Genomic DNA, 15,217 nt, shown 5'->3' on the forward strand with positions numbered 1-15,217 from the left:
CGACGAAATGGGGACTCCCCACTGAGCAGACGCCGCCGACTGAAAGAAATAACCGGGTCAATGGCGACGTAGGATAACGGCAAACGCCCCCGTCGGAAACTGGCCTCCGCAGAAGTCACTCACCCCGCTTTCTGACAACCGCTCGTCACAAACCGTTCTATGCGATCCAGTGCCCGCGAGAGTTCAACCTCATCTGCCGCCAGGGTCAGGCGCACATGGTTGACCGCACTCGGGCCAAAGGGCTTGCCCGGGAGTACCGAAACCCGCTCCGCATCCAGCAGCGCTTCGGCAAAGGCCTCACCAGAGCGCGCCACTGCGGAAACATCCACCATCACGAACATACCCGCATCCGGAGAATAACAGCTGAGCCCGGGTATACGGTCAATGCGCTGGACAATCAGGTCGCGGCGCTTTTCGTAGGCATCGCGCATCTGCTTGACGAAGTAGGTGTCAAACTCCAGGGCGAAGGCGGCTGCTTCCTGGATAAATTGCGGTACACCAAAAATGGTGGCGCCGGCATACTCAATCAGGCGCGCTACCAGCTCGCCCTGGGCAACCGCCCAGCCAAGGCGCCAGCCGCTCATGGCGTGAGATTTGGACAGACCGTCGATCACGATCACATTGTCCAGCTGTTCCGCCGCGGTGCGCAGGGAGGTGTGACGCCGGGCAAAGGTGATCATGGAGTACATCTCGTCGGAGATGAGCCAGATATTGCGCGCGCGGCAATAGGCGGCGAGCTCACGCAGCTGCTCTGGGGTGGCCATGGCGCCGGTGGGGTTCACCGGGGTATTGATCATGACCGCGCGAGTGTCTTCGGTAATGGCCTGCTTGATGGATTCGATATCAAATGCAAAGCCCCGCTCTGCCGGGCAGGCGACTTTCCTGACATCCAGCTGCAGCGCATTGGTGATCGGTACATAGCCGATATACATGGGTTCGGGAATCACGATCTGCTCGCCGGGGTTGAGCAGGCAGGAGAGCACCGCGTAGATGGCGTTGGTGCCGCCGGGGAAGACCACGACGTCGTCGGGGCTGCAGGGATGCGGACTGACCTTGCTTTCTATGTCGGCGATGGCACGGCGCAGCATGAGTTCACCCGCCGCCGGGGAGTAGTGGGTTCGACCGACGCCGAGGCGGGCGCGGGCAAAATCCAGGATGGGCTCCGGGGTATCAAAGTTGGGGTCGCCAACACACAGAAAGATGACGTCTTCCCCTCTGTTGGCCAGGGTGTGGGCTCGGTCGCTGACCGCCCACACGTCGGCGTCAGCGGAATGGAGGGCCTGGCTCTGCTTGCTAAATCGCGCGGTGTACATCGTCGGAACCCATCTATCGCGGTTGTTATTAATACATCTAAGGTAACAACCAACGAGGTAATTCATGCCGCTTCAGGGCGAAGGTTTTCGCAGCACACCGATTATTTTGTGGCATTTACCGCAGAATATGCGGCGCCGCCCCAATCAAAACCGGTAATTCAGGCTCAGTCCACCCACCGTATCGTCTGGCCGCACCAGCAGGTCCGCGGCCAGGCGCAGTTTTTCCGTGATACTCACCCCCACCATGGCGCCGACACCGTTTTGGAAAAAGCCGGTGTTGTCGCTGCGATAGGACGGCAGGCGGGCCCAGTTACTGCGGATGGAATTAACCCCGATTCCGAGATCGGCAAAATCATCGCCGCTCGTATTCTCAAGCCAGACCTCGCCAAACCACTGGTGTTCCGCGGTGTCGGGGCAGTTGAAAAAGAAACCGGCGCGGTAGCGCAGGTATTCGCGATCCTGCCCGTACACCCTCAGGCCGAGGGGATCTTCGCGTAAGCCGTAATTACCGGCGTAGGTGTATTCGCTTTCGGTATTTTCATGGAAGCCGTTGACGTCGATCTCGCTCCAGTCGATGGCGACAAACGGACCCATCTGGCTGGCGAGATTGCGGCTGGCATTGTAGCCGGCGCGCAGGAAGACGTTATAACCCTCACCGTCGGTATCGCCATCAAGCCGGTGACGAAAGGTTTCGCCAAGACGGACGGTGCGATGGATTTTGTCGTACTGAATATCGGAGAAGCCGATACCGCCATCGGCAAACCAGAATCCGTTATCCCAGCGGGCAAAGGCGCTGAGATTGAAATTGCGGGATTTGGCAAAGAAGTCAGCGGGCTCGTATTCGCTGCCGCCATAGGACATACCGAGCCCCCACTCCAGGTTTTCAAAGCCGGCGAAGCTCATGCCGAAGAACCCGTCCCACGCCGGAAATTCGTCGTTGATCGCCGGGCCGAAACCGAGCTCCGCGTGGCCGACGCTGGCACCGAAAAATACCGTGGTATAGGGATCCCGGTAACGCTGTGAGAGCAGGTGGTGATCGATATTGATGCGGTGCTGGCGGGTGTTCTGGTAACCCAGATCGGGCAGCACACCAAATTCGACCGCAGCGGTAATGGTCTCGTAGTAGTAGTCCGCGAGCATGCGCTGGGCGATGAGCGTCGGGTGGATGCCGTCGTAGAACACCAGCATATCCGCATTGGGGTCGGTGCCCGCTGCACCATAGACGGGGTCAGGGTTGGCACAGTTGATATAGCAGGTTGCGCTCTGGTCGATATCGGCCAATCCGAAAGCGGCAGGATCGTCGATCAGCAACTCCAGGGCGCCCTGCAGGTCCAGTAATAGGATATTGCCGATGCCATTGACCTGCTGACGCAAGCTGTCATTGAAAAGTTCGGTGCCGTAGTTGGCGTAGTCAACCGCCGCCTGGCCGAGGGCGTAGACCGCTGGTGTGCGCCCGATACGCGGGGCATTGGCCATGACGATATATTGCGCACCGGCGGCCTTCAGTTCGCTACCGGCGGTGGAGAGGAAGGTGGCGGCACGCTCCATGGAGGCGGGCGACAGATTGCCGCCGCGCACACCGTCGAGAATATTGTTGCCGCCGCCATTAAGAAAATAGAGATCGCTTCTGGACGGGGTATTGCCCTGCAGGTATCCCTGCCCGCTGCCAAATGGCACACCGGTAAGCGTGATGTTGTTGTTCGGATCGTCCACCAACGCCTGCAGCGCCGCTGGATCATTGAACACCGCGATCGCCGCCTGGACCTCGGCGGCACTCAGATAGGGGCTCTCTCCCGCCGCCGGGTCACAGATGCCATCGGCACCACAGCGACTGGAGTCCGGCAAAATGGTGGTCAACGTATTGTGGTCGGCCACCGTGGTATTCGGGAACAACTGGCGGAAGCGCTGCGGCCCCACAAGATCCAGTAACACATCCGCGGTGCGATTGCCGCCGACGGCCCAGTTTGGGCCATTGGTAAGTACGGAGCCGGCAACCTGCTGAAACTGCTGCTCCGCAGTGCCCGCGGCGGGCGCACAGGGAATGGCACCGCCAAATACCGGCCCCAACCCATAACAGGAATTCAGCCTGGGTACCCCGAGCATGTCAGCAAGGTAAGACACCGCGGGCTGTCGTTGATAGATCCCTTGGGGGTCGTCATTAGTGAACACGCCGGCATTGCCGTTATCGGAAAGGCTGTCGCCGAAGACAATCAATGAGCGGTAAATCGGCTCGTCCGCCTGCGCTGAAGTGTTACTCAGCCCGATGGAAATCGCGAGCGGGCAGAGAAAAAACAGGGAAGGGATTCTGGCGGATGGTTTTTCGGTCGGGAACACTGCAGCCTCCTTGCCACGACAGAAATTCTGGCAAGTATAGGTCAGCTTCAACGATGAAATTGCGCACTCAGGAGAGGTTGCTTTCGGCAGTTTCCATCTGCTCGATGGCCGGAACCAGTACAGCGCTGATTAATGCCGCCAGCGCACACCACACCAGGGCGATGACCAGAAGGCACTCCCACATCGGCCGCCCCCACCCCGCGAGACCAAACTGTACCGTGTTGAAATAAAAAGCGGGGGCAACCAGCAAACCGGCGAGCGCAGCCAACAGGGGCTTGTTGACCAGCCACGACAGGGAGTAGCGCATGGTGGTGGCGAGCATGGCCCAGATACAGACCGACCAGGCCGGTGGCAGGTTGGAGTGGTAGTCCTGCACCCCATAGGCCATAAAGGCCCACTCGACCCCGAAACCACAGAAAATAAAGCCGAGGATCAGAAAAATATCCCGCACGTCGCGCCACAGGATGAAATGCACCATCAGCACCAAAAACAGCGCAATCAACGCCAGCGCATTGCCATATAGTAAAGCCGTCCACCATCCGGCGACGAACAGGGTGAAATTGATCAGTTTCTTATAATTCATTGGCGACTCATTCATCAGAAGGATTTCTGTACCACGAGCGCTTGCCCCAAAATCGGAAAATTTCCTAAAAGGGCATATCGAACAAACGACTTACAAAATAAATCAGACGAACCCTAAGACTTCAAGTTAGCAAATACTTCGATTGCGTGTTTGCGCGATTCGGTCACATCGCAAACGGGGGCGGGATAACTCCTGTCGCTGAATAGATCATTGGGAGGACAGTGAATATCCTTCGCGGAATATCCCTCCAGTTCCGGCACAAAGGCGCGGATGAATGCGCCATCGGGATCGAACCGTTTTGACTGGCTGTAGGGATTAAACACACGGAAGTAAGGGGCGGCGTCGGTGCCGGTAGAGGCCGCCCACTGCCAACCACCGTTATTAGCGGCGAAATCGGCATCCACCAGTTTCTGCATAAAGTAATGCTCGCCCTTGCGCCAGTCGGTCAACAGGTTTTTGGTGAGAAAAGACGCCACCACCATGCGCAGGCGGTTGTGCATCCAGCCGGTCTGATTGAGCTGGCGCATGGCGGCATCGACAATGGGTACCCCGGTCTGCCCTTCACACCAGCGCTCGAAATCCTCAGTGCGACGCGACCAAGGCACCCGTTCGGTTTCCGGCTTGAATGGCAGGTTGCGGCATACCCGCGGGAAATTCACCACCAGATGCTGGTAAAACTCCCGCCACAGCAGTTCGCTCAACCAGCAACTCGCGCCCTCGCTGCTCCCCACCCAGCGGCCATCATTTTCAGCAAGCGCCATCTGCACACAGCGGCGCACAGAAAGAGCACCACAATTCAGATACGGGGACAGCCGCGAGGTGCCCGGGACCGCGGGAAAATCCCGCTGCTCCTGGTAGTCGGCAACGATCGCGGAGAATTCCTCCAGCAGTGTTTTTGCCGCACCCTCGCCCACCGCCCACTCCAGTACCCGGCTGTCGCCTCCCGGCGCCACGCCGTAATCGCCAACCGTATCGGGAATCGCGCGCACCAGATTGTGTTCACCTTCAAGGGCGATCCACTCCGGCCACAGATCGCCGTGATCGGCCCCCAGGGAGCGGGGAGCGGGAAGCGGCTCGAAACCCTGGTCGCGGTTGTCGTGGCGGGCAATAAAGGCGCGCTTGAACGGGGTGTATACCTTGAAACCTTCGCCGCTTCCGGTGGTGAGGCTGCCCGGTGGAATCAGGGTGCGGTCGGTGCAGTACTCCACCGGCACACCGACCGATCTCAGTGTTTCGCGCACCGCTGCATCCCGGCGCTGTTCGTTGAGCGGATATTCCGCATTGGCGAACAGCGCCTCGATGTTGAGCTTGCGACAGATCTGCTCCAGTGCGGCAGAAACCTGCGCAAAACCGCGCAGTTCGAGGAAATACAGCGGGATATGTTTTTTCGCCAGGGACGCCTGCAGAGCTTTCAGCGTGCGCAGGCGCATGGCCACCACATTGTCACCGTCACCGTGACTGCGCCAGGTTTGCGGGCAGGCGATAAATATCACCGCCAAAGCATTACAGGCCTTGGCGGCGCGGTAGAGCGCGGTGTTGTCGTCCATACGCAGGTCGTTGCGCAACCAGACCAGTCCGCGCTGATAGGCTTTCTCGGGCATAACGTTTTCAGTGGAAGTCGCACAGTCCCAGTTCCGCCGGCTCGGCGGCGAGCAGGACCTGGCTGTGGATAAAACTGTTGGGGCTGCGGGGCAGATAGTGGCGCAGCATCGTCAGGACCGCAGACAGCGGTTTGTGGCCGAGTCGGTAATCCTCGATCAGCTGCTGCAGCTCGGCCTTCTCCTGCTTGCTCAGGAATTCCGATAGGTGCCCCTGGCTGTGCATCAGCGCGTTGGTACGGTCCTTGCGACTCGCGGGGCGCGACAGAATCTGCATGATGCGGCCGCGCACTGCAAATGCCAGTTCGTCTTCCGTCATGGATTTGGCGTCCGCCAGCAACCGCCCCAGTTCGCGGGTGGCATCCTGGTTGTGGGCCATCAGCAGATATTTATAGGCGGTGTAAAAGTCGATGATACGCGCGATGCGTGACGGCACTTTTTCAGCTTCGGCTTCCACTGCGGCGTCAATAGCGTCGACATCCTCGCGCTCCACATAGCGAAACCAGGCATCGTAGGCGAACACCCGGGTGAGGAAATTCTCCCGCAGCTCGCTGTTGTTCAACCGCCCCACCTCTTCCATCGGCAGGTGGGGGAAGTGCTGCTGCAGGCGCCGTGCGTAGAGCCCAACCCCCTCACTGTCGATACCGTGGCCGTTGTCGAGATAACGCCGCACACCGCGCAGACCACAGCTGGGGGAGTTCTGCATAAAGATGTAGCCGCGCACCGGTTGCAGCTGAGGCACCACCGAATCCGCATAATCTCGCAGTGGCGCTGTCACATCCACCGTCGAGTCCTCCACCCCCACGACCCGCACCGCGTCCACCGGCTCGCCCGCACGGTCTACCAGCAGGTGGATGGGTTTACGCGGAATCCCGAGGCCGATGGCCACTTCCGGGCACAAAGGCACATACTCGAAACACTGACTAAGCAGCTGGGTACATACTTTGCTGAGCTTGTGGCCACCGTTGTAGCGCACCGGCTCACCCATCGCGCACTGGCTGATGCCCACTGGGATTTTTGACTGGCGTGGCTGTATCCGCATGATCTGCCGCTCCGGGAATATCCTTTGCTCGAAGTGTACTCTGAACGAAGAGTTTCTACCGGGTTATACGCCCGCGCCGGAATTGCGGATCATTGGGCGGGCTGCGCACGCTTGCGCAATTTCCTCGCACCCACGGGGCGGGAACCCGGTAATTGTTGCGCGGCCCGCCACCACCGCTAAAATGCCAGTCCTCCTTTATATATGCACCAAGATTCACCAGACCCCCGGGGCCCCGGAATGATTCCAGCACTGCGCGAAATCAACGATGTACAGGCGCTCTACCTGCAGTTCCTCAAAGCACTCAAACTGGCGGGCTTCCGTGGCGACATGAGCCCGAGCTACGCCAGCCGCACGGTGCTCGCGACGGACAACTCCATCTACCAGGTGCTGCCCCAGGCGGTGGTCTACCCGCGGGGCGTGCACGACCTGCAGTTGCTGATGGAGCTGGCAGACCGGGAAGAATTCTACAAGGTGGTACTGTCCCCCCGCGGCGGTGGCACCGGCACCAACGGCCAGTCCCTCACCGATGGCCTGGTGGTGGACATGTCCCGGCATATGAACCGCATCCTCGAGATCAACCCCGAGGAAGGCTGGGCGTGGGTGCAGACCGGGGTGGTGAAGGACCAGCTGAACGCGGCGCTGAAGCCCCACGGGCTGTTCTTCGCCCCGGAGCTGTCCACCAGCAACCGTGCCACCATTGGCGGCATGATCAACACCGATGCCTCCGGCCAGGGCTCGTGTGTGTACGGCAAGACCCGCGACCATGTGCTGGAACTGAAAACCGTGCTGATGGGCGGCACACTGTGGCAATCCCATGCTGTCGATGATGCCAAGCTGGGTGAAATCAGCCACCAGAGCAGCCGCGCCGGCAAGATCCACCGTATGGTGGACAGTATCGAGCGGGACAAGCGCGACCTGATCGACGCCAAGTTTCCCAAACTGAACCGCTGCCTCACCGGCTATGACCTGGCGCATATCCGGGACAGAGAGAAGGACGGCCGCTTCAACCTGAACAATATCCTGTGCGGCTCCGAGGGCACCCTCGGGTTTATCGCCGAGGCCAAGCTGAACCTGCTGAAAATCCCCAAGTGCGCGGCACTGGTGAATCTCAACTACGACCACTTCCAGGACGCACTGAAAGACGCCCCCGACCTGATGAAAGCAGGCCCCACCTCCATCGAAACCGTGGACAGCAAGGTGCTGCAGCTGGCCATGGGGGATATCGTGTGGGACAGCGTGAGCGAATTTTTCCCGCAGACCGCTGATGGAGAACAACCGCGCCCGGTAAACGGCATCAACCTTGTGGAGTACACCGCGGAATCCGAAGAGGAACTGGACGCGGCGCTGGCCAAATTCACCGCCCATGTGGACCGCCTGAGCGGACAGCCGGGCAAAAGTTTCGGCTACACCATTGCCCGTGGTCACGCCCAGGTGAACAAAATCTGGGGGATGCGCAAGCGCGCGGTGGGTCTGCTGGGCAACGTCCAGGGCGAGCAGCGCCCTATCCCGTTTGTGGAAGACTGCGCGGTGCCGCCGGAAAACCTCGCCGACTTTATCGCCGAATTCCGCGCCGCGCTGGATGAGGCCGGTTTTGCCTACGGCATGTTCGGCCATGTGGACTGCGGTGTACTGCATGTGCGCCCGGCCATCGACATGAAAGACCCGGAGCAGGCCAAACAGGTAAGGATCATCACCGAGAAAGTGGTGGAGCTGGCGCAGAAGTACAACGGCCTGCTGTGGGGGGAACACGGCAAGGGCGTGCGCTCGGAGTTTGCACCGGCATTCTTCGGCGAGCTGTATCCGGAGCTGCAGAAAATTAAAGCCGCGTTTGACCCGCGCAACCAGCTAAACCCGGGCAAGATCGCCACCCCCAGCGCCGCTTCCGGCCTGCTCAAGATCGACCAGGTACCGACCCGTGGCGAGTACGACCGGCAGATTCCGGTGCAGGTGTGGGATGGTTACTCCGATGGCGTCTATTGCAACGGCAACGGCGCCTGTTTCAACTGGAACCCGGACGACGCCATGTGCCCCTCCTACAAGGGCACCCGCAACCGTATTCACTCCCCGAAAGGCCGCGCCTCCCTGATCCGCGAGTGGTTGCGCCTGCTGGCGGACCGCGCGGTGGATCCGGAGGCGGTAGCGCGCAAGAGCCGCGAGCAGTCCTTCATTCTCGGCCTGCCCGGGCGCATCAAGAACAGCCTGGCCAAGGCCCGCGGCGAATACGACTTCAGCCACGAGGTGAACGAATCCATGCAGGCCTGCCTGGCGTGCAAATCCTGCGCCGGCCAGTGCCCGATCAAGGTGGATGTTCCCACCTTCCGTGCCAAATTCCTCGAGCTCTACTACAGCCGCTACCTGCGCCCCGTGAAAGACTATTTCGTGGGCGGTCTGGAGTTTTTAATGCCGCACTTGGCGCGGGTACCACAGCTGTATAACTGGCCACTGAAGTTGAAGCCGGTGCGCTGGCTGCTGGAGCAAGGCCTGGGCCTCGCGGACTCCCCCAGCCTCTCGGCCACCAACCTGGACAAGGCGATGCGCGAACTGGGCGTGCCCTACGCCAGCCGCGAAAGCCTGCGCACCATGGGTCCGGCCCAGCGCGCCAAGGCGGTGGTGATCGTGCAGGACGCGTTCACCAGCTACTTCGACGCGGATGTGGTGGCCGATACCCTGCGCCTGCTCAAGCTGCTGGACTTCTACCCGCTGGTGGCACCGTTTCGAGCCAACGGCAAGCCCCTGCACGTGCACGGTTTCCTGCGCCAGTTCGCACAGACCGCCGCCGGCAACAGCGCCATGCTCAACAGCCTGGCGGAGAGCGGTGTACCGCTGGTGGGCATAGATCCGTCCATGACCCTCACCTATCGCGGCGAATACAAAAAGCTGATGGGCGACAAGGCGCCGAAGGTTCTGCTGCTGCAGGAGTGGCTGGCGCAGCACACCGATCACCTGGCCACCAATCGCAACCGTCTGCAGTCGGGCAGCTTTACCCTGTTGCCTCACTGTACCGAGCAATCCAACGCCGCCGGTGCCGGTCGCCAGTGGCAGGAAGTCTTTACCGCGCTGGGTATGCAACTCAGCACCCAGGCCGCAGGCTGCTGTGGCATGGCCGGCACCTATGGTCACGAGGTGGCCAACAAGGAGACGTCGCGGGTGATTTTCCAGCAGTCGTGGGAACCTAAACTGAGCGGCGACACCAGTGCCATCCTTGCCACCGGCTATTCTTGCCGCTGCCAGAGCAAACGCTTTGCCGGCAAAAATTTGCGCCATCCACTGCAGGCACTACTGGCGCAGATCGAAGATTCGGGGTTTACTGTCAGTACTCACTAACCTGTCGCCGGAGCACCGGCGACCCCCGGAGATGTCTGGCGATGCTGAGTCCGCGGAATAACCCGGCCCGGTGCCTGCTCAAGGTTCTCGGCGCCACCCTGCTGGCGGTGCACTTCGGCGCGGCCTCGCTGGCGCGGGCGGAACCCAACGAATCCGAGGGCGTGGCACCGCTGATCGCAGAGGCCGAGGAAAATGCCTTGGCCGGCGATTACGATGCTGCCCTGCCACTGTACGAACGGGCCATCGCCGGGCTCGCCGCCGACCCGCACAGCCAGAACCTGCTGCGCTACCGCTATGGCATTGTGCTGAACGCACTTGGCGGTGAGCGACCGGATCTCTACCCGCTGGCCCGCAGCCAGTTCCAAGCGGTCCTCGCCTATATTGAATCTTCACCGGGACTGCCGTTCGAGCACTCTGCCGCGCGGGTGCGCTCCGCTATGGCCCACACCTATCACCAGCACTCGGCACTGCAGGACAACCCCAACAAACGCACGGCCATGCTGCGCAACGCCTACCAGCTTTACGCCAGCGCCATCGGCGATCTGCGCCGGGAGGGCGACTGGCAGAACCTCGCCATTACCGCCTTCAATATCGGCCAGGTGTGCGAGTGGCAGGGCAATCTGGAAGAGGCCATCCAGTGGCTGGAGCAGGCGGTGGAACTGGACCGGCGCCACGGCTTCGAGGACCTGGAAGAAGACATGGGCTACCTGTCCGCACTGCGCGAAATGGTCAGCCCCCAGCAGCCCGTGGGCGATACCGCCATCTGAGCGGCCACCTCTCCGCTACTCAGCCCCCTGTCGGACCACCTGTTCCCGGGCTCCATCGCGCCCCCCTGCCAGGAATCCGTACTCCCTGTTTGCGCGAAAGAGCGAGATATCACACCTAGCACATGGGCTTTTCTATCGGCGTGATAGTCACAGTCTTGCGTGAAACAGGGAAAACACCGGTCCCGCATCCCCCTTACAACGCTGTCATCGATAATATTTCACGCTTTTGAACCACGGGTCGCAAAAAAAACGAAAAAAATTTTGTTCCACGGACCCACAGGTACAGCATCCCAAATAGCGCATTTTTCCACCAACCAGAGATGACATCGCTGTCATAGCAATTTTGCGATCGGAAACCAGATACCCATTGAAATCCTTTTTTTTGCGTCAATCTCTGTCACAAAACCATAACAACAGAATAAAAATTACCAATAAAACGATTTAATAAAGCACATTAGGCTAAGAACAAAAAATAACCGATTACTCTGTAGGGAAAATCCCGCCGGTTGCGCAAAAGATTGATTCGCATCCAGTGCCGTTTAATATGGCCCTCCCTGATCAAACATTGATCACTTATTACGAAATCAACTTGGAGGCGGGGGTGAACAGGCGACGCCTGTGACCGGAGAGCTTCCAGAGGTCTTCCAGAGGTAATGAGACTTATGCGACAGAGCCTTAAAAAGTACATCATCGTAATGGCCGCTTCCCTTGCAGGCCTGGTCGGCGGCGACGCTTTCGCCGCAATCAAGAAGGAAGAACCTGCAGACAAGAAGAAATCCATGACCGTCACCGCCACGGCCTACAACTCCATCGAAGGCCAGACCGATGACGATCCCTGGACCGCCGCCTGGAACAACCGCCTGCGCCCGGGAGACAAGATCATCGCGGTATCCCGCGACCTGGAAAAGCACGGCCTGACCAACGGCGCCAAGGTAAAGATCGAAGGCCTGCCGGGCACCTACACCGTGCGCGACCGGATGAACAAGCGCTACACCAACCGCATCGACGTGTGGATGGAGAAGGATCTGAAAAAGGCACGCGCCTGGGGCAAGAAGCAACTGAAAATCGTCTGGCACCCGGAAAAAAAGTAAGGCACGGCTTCTTAAAGCAAAACGTCGCTAAGAAAACGTTGCCCGCCAGAACCTTGCCTGGAAATCAGGTCCCGGACTGAAGCTAAACGACAGCCGGACAACAGAAAGTACACAGGGCTTTGCCAAGCACTGCTTTCAAAAACAAAACCCCGCTTAATGCGGGGTTTTGTTTTTTTGCACCATCGGTAATTCAGGGCTCGGTTGTGGTATCCACTCCGGGAAGTTCGCGGCAGCCCTCGTTTTCGATATAGAAAATACTCGGCTGCCGGCCCTCGTTGTAGCGGTGTTCCACGCCTTCATCGCGAAACACCAGTAAATACTCCTCCTTCATCCAACCCTTGTCGGTGCGGTACTCCGTCAGCCATAGCAGCGCGGGGGAGTTCTCATGGCAGCTGCCATAAAACATCCGGGTCTTTTCCACGAGCTTGTTGGTCAGGTAGTCGCGGTATCGCCCCGGGTAGCTGAAGCTCTCACCGGAGAGATCCACCTGCGTAACGCCATCGGCATCGCCGTCCATCTCCACCTGGGAGCGGTCCCCGCGCATGGCGGCGGTCTCGCCCGGCCGATCCTTTTCCGGCGCCACAAACTCCTCCGGTTCCGGCGGTTCATCCAAATCGCGAACGGGAACCGGCTCACCGTCGATCTTCTGCAGGAAAATGGCGGTATTTTCGTCGCAATCGATACAGGTGCGCCCGGCGATGATGGCGTAGCCCTTGAGCTCGGAAATGAGGCGAGCCTCAGCCAGGTCCACATTAAGTACGCGGTTATCAGATAATTTGAGCTCAATGCCGGAGAACGCCAGCAGGACGCTGGAAAAAAGCAATAGGGGGAAACCCAGAAGGGGAAGGAATTTTTTCATGCAGAGCAACCACATTTAATACATCTGCAGACCGCGAACAGTTGGCACCGCCCGGGCAACTTTCCCTGCTGCCCGTAGCGGCACCGCGATTGGGGTAGTGCTGTCACACTGTCGCGATTCCCTTCTATTTATAACCTTAGCAGGCAATAAAAAAACTGCGTGGTACAGGGGTATTTATTTGTAATCGCTCTTGCGGCGCCCAGTCACGCACACTAATGCAATAACCGGGGCTTCAGTTGATTCAAATCAAGCGGAATTGCCGAAAATGACAGAATCAGGGCGCTTCCCAGCTGCCGGATTCCGCAGGGCCTATAAATGCCCCCACCCCCTCTTCCTTCAGTGCATCCAGCGCTTCCTGCAGCGCCTCCTCATCGGTCTCGAAGACGTCTTCCCATACGGTGGTGTTGTTGTGTTCGTCCACGATTTCCAGCAACCAGCCGCCCTCGCCATCTTCGTAGATGTCGATGTTGACGGTGTGGTTACCATCGCTGTATGCGCGGCTCAGTGGAGAGTCCTGGGGAGTGAAGTCGTCGGCCATGGAAAAACCTCGCTGGAAATGAGGAAAGTGGAAAATGGCGGCCAATCTGACAATTTATGAACCACTGGTCAAGGCCCGCCCTTCACTGCGGAAAAAGTGTACGCCAGCATCGGCAAATTTTTGTTAAAATGCGCGGCGATTTTTACCAATGTTTTAGCCCAATGCCCCGGATTTACGCTCCGGCCTGCAAAAGGAACCCCTCATGACTGATTCCACGACCGTGGTCTGTGCGCTGTACAAATTTGTCAGCCTCGATGATTTCGAATCCCTGCGCGAACCCCTGCTCCAGGTAATGCTCGACAACGAAGTGCGCGGCACCCTGCTGCTGGCGCGCGAAGGTATTAACGGCACTGTAGCCGGCAGCCGCGCCGCGATCGACGCCCTGCTCACCTACCTCAAGTCTGACCCACGCCTGGCCGAGCTGGATTACAAGGAGTCTTTCACCGCCGAGATGCCGTTCCTGCGCAGCAAGGTGAAGCTGAAGCGCGAAATCGTCACCATGGGCGTGGAAGGTATCGACCCCCGCCAAACCGTGGGTACCTATGTCAAACCACAGGACTGGAACGCGCTGATCTCCGACCCGGAAGTCCTGCTCATCGATACCCGCAACGACTACGAGTACCAGGTGGGCACCTTCGAACACGCGGTCAATCCGAATACCACCAGTTTCCGCGAATTCCCCCAGTATGTGAAAGACCACCTGAACCCGCAGAAACACAAGAAAGTGGCCATGTTCTGCACCGGCGGCATTCGCTGCGAGAAGTCCACCGCCTACCTGAAAGAACAGGGTTTTGACGAGGTCTACCACCTGCAGGGTGGTATCCTGAAATACCTGGAAGAGGTGCCGAAGGATGAAACCCTGTGGAAGGGCGAGTGCTTCGTATTCGACGATCGCGTAACGGTCAATCATGACCTGGAGCGTGGCAGCTACCAGCAGTGCAATGCCTGCCGTATGCCGGTGACCGAGGAAGAAGTGCAATCCCCGATGTTCGAGCAGGGTGTCAGCTGCCCCCACTGCTTTGAGGCGGTATCCGACGCCGACAAGGCGCGTTTCCGCGAGCGCGAAAAACAGATCCAGTTGGCCAAGGCCCGCGGCGAAGACCATTTGGGTCACGACGCCAAAGCCGTCACCGAGGCACGCCGCCAGTACAAGCAGGAATTGCGCAAACAGCAAGCCGAACAGGCGCGCCGCGCCTGATTTCTTCCCGCTATTTCTATTCCCGTTTTATAGCTCCGGCTTGTTTATAGGCCCGTCTGACAACGAGGTACCCCTAGCCGGGTACCTCCGCGCGGCGGTGAACACTAAACAGGGTCGCGACCCGCGCTTTCAGCGTCTGCCACCAGCCAAGCCAGTGCAGCCTGCTCGGTGACAAATTCCCGCACATCCATACCCTCAGACTGGGCAGTACTGTCGATAATAATGTTCGCGTTGAAGTTTGGCGCGTGCAGCACGGCAACGCGGCCGTGGCGAAGGCCGGTGAGATGGGCGGCAAAGGAACCGAATTTCTGGCGCTCGTTTATCGTAAGAACGATATCCGCCCGGCGCACATCCACCAGCAAGCGCAGCGGGTGCAGATGGCCAAATTTTTCGGCGATCTGGCGTGCGGAAGCCAGCTTTTCTGCAAAGTCCACACGATCAAAAAATACCGCGTTGACGATGCGCGCTTCCGGGTTAAAACGAATTTGAAAACTCAAGTTCCGCCTCCTGCGCGGCGACTATCTGAGCCATGTAGCGAATTTCCGACAAGAACTCCGCTACTTCACCTGA

At 59.2% G+C, this 15,217-nt stretch carries 12 protein-coding genes; 4 read left to right on the plus strand and 8 right to left on the minus strand.

All coding sequences use genetic code 11. The features are described 5' to 3' along the window. Nucleotides 1–119 precede the first annotated feature (119 nt). From R5R33_RS05460 to R5R33_RS05480, 5 genes are all read right to left on the minus strand, one after another. Nucleotides 120–1,313 carry a pyridoxal phosphate-dependent aminotransferase gene (locus R5R33_RS05460; protein WP_318955033.1) on the minus strand — a complete coding sequence of 398 codons (1,194 nt, stop codon included), beginning with the start codon at nucleotides 1,311–1,313 and terminating at the stop codon, nucleotides 120–122. 144 nt (nucleotides 1,314–1,457) lie between these two features. Then, a complete protein-coding gene (locus R5R33_RS05465; RefSeq protein ID WP_318955034.1) occupies nucleotides 1,458–3,647 on the minus strand; it encodes an autotransporter outer membrane beta-barrel domain-containing protein in 2,190 nt (729 codons plus the stop codon). Nucleotides 3,648–3,714: 67 nt separating this feature from the next. Further along, nucleotides 3,715–4,230: a DUF2878 domain-containing protein gene (locus R5R33_RS05470; protein WP_318955035.1), complete on the minus strand. Its 516-nt coding sequence runs from the start codon at nucleotides 4,228–4,230 to the stop codon at nucleotides 3,715–3,717. A gap of 113 nt (nucleotides 4,231–4,343) precedes the next feature. After that, nucleotides 4,344–5,831, minus strand: a complete 1,488-nt coding sequence (locus R5R33_RS05475) for a cryptochrome/photolyase family protein (protein WP_318955036.1) — start codon at nucleotides 5,829–5,831, stop codon at nucleotides 4,344–4,346. 7 nt (nucleotides 5,832–5,838) lie between these two features. Further along, on the minus strand, nucleotides 5,839–6,870 hold the full coding sequence (locus R5R33_RS05480; RefSeq protein ID WP_318955037.1) for a YbgA family protein: 1,032 nt from the start codon (nucleotides 6,868–6,870) through the stop codon (nucleotides 5,839–5,841). Nucleotides 6,871–7,107: 237 nt separating this feature from the next. Between R5R33_RS05480 and ydiJ the strand changes: the two genes are divergently transcribed. From ydiJ to R5R33_RS05495, 3 genes are all read left to right on the plus strand, one after another. Then, entirely contained in the window at nucleotides 7,108–10,194 is a 3,087-nt protein-coding gene (gene ydiJ / locus R5R33_RS05485) for a D-2-hydroxyglutarate dehydrogenase YdiJ (protein ID WP_318955038.1), read from the plus strand. Between the two features lie 41 nt (nucleotides 10,195–10,235). Then, the gene (locus R5R33_RS05490; protein ID WP_318955039.1) at nucleotides 10,236–10,961 is read left to right on the plus strand and encodes a tetratricopeptide repeat protein; all 726 of its coding nucleotides are present in this window, start codon (nucleotides 10,236–10,238) and stop codon (nucleotides 10,959–10,961) included. A 662-nt stretch (nucleotides 10,962–11,623) separates the two neighbouring features. Next, nucleotides 11,624–12,052, plus strand: a complete 429-nt coding sequence (locus tag R5R33_RS05495; protein WP_318955040.1) for a 3D domain-containing protein — start codon at nucleotides 11,624–11,626, stop codon at nucleotides 12,050–12,052. Between the two features lie 190 nt (nucleotides 12,053–12,242). On the opposite strand, the gene R5R33_RS05500 is transcribed toward R5R33_RS05495, so the two are convergent. Together R5R33_RS05500 and R5R33_RS05505 are read right to left on the minus strand one after the other, a co-directional pair. Further along, a complete protein-coding gene (locus R5R33_RS05500; protein ID WP_318955041.1) occupies nucleotides 12,243–12,911 on the minus strand; it encodes a hypothetical protein in 669 nt (222 codons plus the stop codon). A gap of 274 nt (nucleotides 12,912–13,185) precedes the next feature. Continuing rightward, nucleotides 13,186–13,449 (minus strand): RNA-binding protein, encoded by a 264-nt coding sequence (locus tag R5R33_RS05505; RefSeq protein ID WP_318955042.1) that lies wholly within the window; start codon nucleotides 13,447–13,449, stop codon nucleotides 13,186–13,188. Nucleotides 13,450–13,651: 202 nt separating this feature from the next. Here R5R33_RS05505 and trhO point away from each other — a divergent pair, with 202 nt between their 5' ends. Beyond that, nucleotides 13,652–14,647, plus strand: a complete 996-nt coding sequence (gene trhO / locus R5R33_RS05510) for an oxygen-dependent tRNA uridine(34) hydroxylase TrhO (RefSeq protein ID WP_318955043.1) — start codon at nucleotides 13,652–13,654, stop codon at nucleotides 14,645–14,647. A 104-nt stretch (nucleotides 14,648–14,751) separates the two neighbouring features. Here trhO and R5R33_RS05515 read toward each other — a convergent pair whose 3' ends face one another. Then, on the minus strand, nucleotides 14,752–15,144 hold the full coding sequence (locus tag R5R33_RS05515) for a hypothetical protein (RefSeq protein WP_318955044.1): 393 nt from the start codon (nucleotides 15,142–15,144) through the stop codon (nucleotides 14,752–14,754). Nucleotides 15,145–15,217: the final 73 nt, after the last annotated feature.

It is taken from the genome of Microbulbifer pacificus (genome assembly GCF_033723955.1).
In the GTDB taxonomy this organism is placed as follows: domain Bacteria; phylum Pseudomonadota; class Gammaproteobacteria; order Pseudomonadales; family Cellvibrionaceae; genus Microbulbifer; species Microbulbifer pacificus.

Coding starts and splice junctions, on each gene's coding strand:
- R5R33_RS05460 (WP_318955033.1), bottom strand. CDS start 1,313: ATGTACACCGCGCGATTTAGCAAGCAGAGCCAGGCCCTCCATTCCGCT.
- R5R33_RS05470 (WP_318955035.1), bottom strand. CDS start 4,230: ATGAATTATAAGAAACTGATCAATTTCACCCTGTTCGTCGCCGGATGG.
- R5R33_RS05475 (WP_318955036.1), bottom strand. CDS start 5,831: ATGCCCGAGAAAGCCTATCAGCGCGGACTGGTCTGGTTGCGCAACGAC.
- R5R33_RS05480 (WP_318955037.1), bottom strand. CDS start 6,870: ATGCGGATACAGCCACGCCAGTCAAAAATCCCAGTGGGCATCAGCCAG.
- ydiJ (WP_318955038.1), top strand. CDS start 7,108: ATGATTCCAGCACTGCGCGAAATCAACGATGTACAGGCGCTCTACCTG.
- R5R33_RS05490 (WP_318955039.1), top strand. CDS start 10,236: ATGCTGAGTCCGCGGAATAACCCGGCCCGGTGCCTGCTCAAGGTTCTC.
- R5R33_RS05495 (WP_318955040.1), top strand. CDS start 11,624: ATGCGACAGAGCCTTAAAAAGTACATCATCGTAATGGCCGCTTCCCTT.
- R5R33_RS05500 (WP_318955041.1), bottom strand. CDS start 12,911: ATGAAAAAATTCCTTCCCCTTCTGGGTTTCCCCCTATTGCTTTTTTCC.
- R5R33_RS05505 (WP_318955042.1), bottom strand. CDS start 13,449: ATGGCCGACGACTTCACTCCCCAGGACTCTCCACTGAGCCGCGCATAC.
- trhO (WP_318955043.1), top strand. CDS start 13,652: ATGACTGATTCCACGACCGTGGTCTGTGCGCTGTACAAATTTGTCAGC.